At 41.9% G+C, this 2,532-nt stretch carries 3 protein-coding genes and 1 pseudogene; 3 read left to right on the top strand and 1 reads right to left on the bottom strand.

The window, feature by feature from the left end; all coding sequences use genetic code 11:
• Nucleotides 1-102 precede the first annotated feature (102 nt).
• From CBG25_RS01115 to CBG25_RS01105, 3 genes and pseudogenes are all read left to right on the top strand, one after another.
• Nucleotides 103-489: pseudogene (locus tag CBG25_RS01115) on the top strand (DNA replication protein); the annotation flags it as partial.
• Between the two features lie 200 nt (nucleotides 490-689).
• A complete protein-coding gene (locus tag CBG25_RS01110; RefSeq protein ID WP_290603912.1) occupies nucleotides 690-2,063 on the top strand; it encodes a DnaB-like helicase C-terminal domain-containing protein in 1,374 nt (457 codons plus the stop codon).
• Between the two features lie 14 nt (nucleotides 2,064-2,077).
• Nucleotides 2,078-2,239, top strand: coding sequence for a DUF1187 family protein (locus tag CBG25_RS01105; protein WP_290603910.1), 162 nt, complete (start codon nucleotides 2,078-2,080; stop codon nucleotides 2,237-2,239).
• Nucleotides 2,240-2,251: 12 nt separating this feature from the next.
• Here the strand turns inward: CBG25_RS01105 and CBG25_RS01100 are convergent.
• A partial coding sequence (locus CBG25_RS01100; protein ID WP_290603908.1) for a transposase family protein occupies nucleotides 2,252-2,532 on the bottom strand: 281 nt, incomplete at its 5' end.

Below are 2,532 nucleotides of genomic sequence, written 5' to 3'. Positions count from 1 at the left end.
CATAAACGATTATCTCGTAACAGCCGCTCTTTGTTGATCATTTCAAACCTTTATTCTCTAAGTTAAACCTCTTTTTATTCTCAATAGCGTGACAAAAAATGCAAGTCTCTATTCAGCAACTAGTTTAATACACCCCTTACCCCTCACGAGGTGAAAGGGGGAGAATTGGCTAAACCTGAAAAACGAAAACCCCAAACACTGAACTACAACGATTATCTGGTTGCTTACAACGAGGAAGTGGGTGACAGATTACCACATGCTGTTGAAGCCAATGCCAAGCGTAAAACCCGCTTGAAGAAAATTGTTGGCTTACTGGCTAATCCAAACCTGGATGGCTGGCGAGCCTACGTGAGAGCATTTGTTGGCATGGCAAAGCCGTTTTACTTTGGTGAGAACAACACAGGCTGGACAGCGGATATTGATTACTTACTGAGAGAAACCACAGTAACGGGTGTTCGTGAAGGTAAATTTGCCGATAGGGGATGCTAGCATTGCAGATTTTCCCCTCAGATTTAAAAATTCAATCTCAATCTGCCATTCAGATACCCTCTAAAACGCTCTGTAATCCATTATAAGCCGTTTTCTCGATTTAAACGTAAATTCGTAACACTAAAATTTTATCGTCGCTCAGAATGCGATAAGGCGAGTTTTTATGTTTTTGGAAAATCTGTGATTAAGGAGATACGCAATTGGTCAACGTCCAACTTGAAGCAAGCGTGATAGGCGGATTGCTGATTTCAGGTTTATCACCTGATGCCAGTGATGTATTATCCACGCTAGAGCCAAACGCTTTTTCATCTTGTTTTTACCGTGAAATCTACAAAGTAATTCAGTGCCAGGCTAAAACCAGAAGCATGATTGATATGGTGATGGTGGCTGAACACATGGGAGATGGGAATTTCACTCAGGTTATGTCGATAGCCAAAGATTGCCCCAGTGCAGCTAACCTCAAAGGTTATGCAAAAATGGTTGCTGAAAATTATCAACGACGTGAATTTTTGACAATGATGGATAAAGTCAGGAATGTGATTACTCAGGGAACTATCGAGACAGCAACTCAGGCCATCGATGATTTTTTGTCGAAAGCAACAAAATTACGCACTTCAAATGAGGAAATTAAACCGCTAAACATGAGGGAGCTTATTAGTGATTACACTGACTTACTGGAAAATCGTCTGCAAAACGGTGAGCAGTCAAATACCTTAAAAACAGGGATAAGTGAGCTGGATGAGATAACGGGAGGTATTAATCCGGTGGATTTAGTGATTGTTGCTGCCAGACCCGGTATGGGGAAAACCGAATTTGCATTGAAGATTGCCAGAAGTGTAGCCAGTCAGGAAATCAGGGACATAAATGAGCGGCGTGGCGTGCTTATTTTTTCAATGGAAATGGACTCAGGCCAAATCATTGAAAGACAGATTGCCCAGGCGTCAAATCTCCCCGTTTCAATGTTGAGAAATCCCTCACGATTAGAGCAGGAACACTGGAATAAGATAACTGGTGCGATTGGTTTGTTGCATGATTTAGATGTATGGATAGTGGATGCAAGTAAACTTACCGTTGAGCAAATAGCCTCTGTTGCCACCAGACAGAAAAAAGAATATCCCCAGCTGTCGTTAATCATGGTTGATTACCTCGGATTAATTGATAAACCGAGAGCTGAACGAAATGACCTTGCGATAGCGCATATTTCCGCGAATTTGAAACGGCTGGCAAAAACATTAAAAACGCCCGTAATCTCATTGAGCCAGTTATCAAGAGAGGTTGAAAAGCGGACAAACAAGCGCCCTGTTAACGCTGATTTACGGGATTCCGGCAGCGTTGAGCAAGATGCAGACAGCATTATCATGCTGTATCGTGACGGGGTTTATAACGAAAATTCACCCTCAGCGAAGTATGCTGAAATTATTGTAACCAAAAATCGATTTGGCAAAACGGGTACGGTTTATCAGGAGTTTAAAAACGGTCATTTTATCGATACCAATCAACAGGAAGCAGGAACAATCTCACAATCATCTCATCAACAAAGTTTAAGGCGCTACGCTCAAGGCGCAACGATTTAATCAGGACACCCTCAATGAAATACCAAATTGAAGCAACCATTGTTAAGGATGGTGGCGAGCCTGTGCATTGGTATCGCTTTAGCGACAAAGCACTATCAGAAAAAGATTGCCTGAAAATGTTATCCCAGCCGTCCATAAGCGTGTTGCTTAATAGTGAAATAAGGGTGTTTCGGTGATTGAAGTAAATTTTACGCTGTTCTGAGATGGAAATTCCAAAGACCTGCGCTAAGGAGTAAGAAGGTATCATGAATAAAGGGTCTACGATTCCGTAAAATTTGGGTCATGCAACCGAGGCGCTTGATACCCGCGATGGCGTGTTCAACTGTAATACGGATGCCCGAGATTATTTTATTTTCTTGTTTTTGTTCAGGCGATAAAGGTCTTTTTCGAGTTCCTTTTTTTGGGATTTGTGTATTAGGATGCTGTTTATCTATACCTTGAAAACCGGTATCTGCCCAGATGGTTACCT

Origin of the sequence: Arsenophonus sp. ENCA (genome assembly GCF_002287155.1) — a bacterium.
Taxonomy (GTDB): domain Bacteria; phylum Pseudomonadota; class Gammaproteobacteria; order Enterobacterales; family Enterobacteriaceae; genus Arsenophonus; species Arsenophonus nilaparvatae.
This window is presented reverse-complemented; position numbering and strand designations above follow the sequence as displayed.

What these genes read in the sequence shown, in the direction of transcription:
- CBG25_RS01105 (WP_290603910.1), top strand. Translation starts at nt 2,078, where the DNA reads ATGAAATACCAAATTGAAGCAACCATTGTTAAGGATGGTGGCGAGCCT.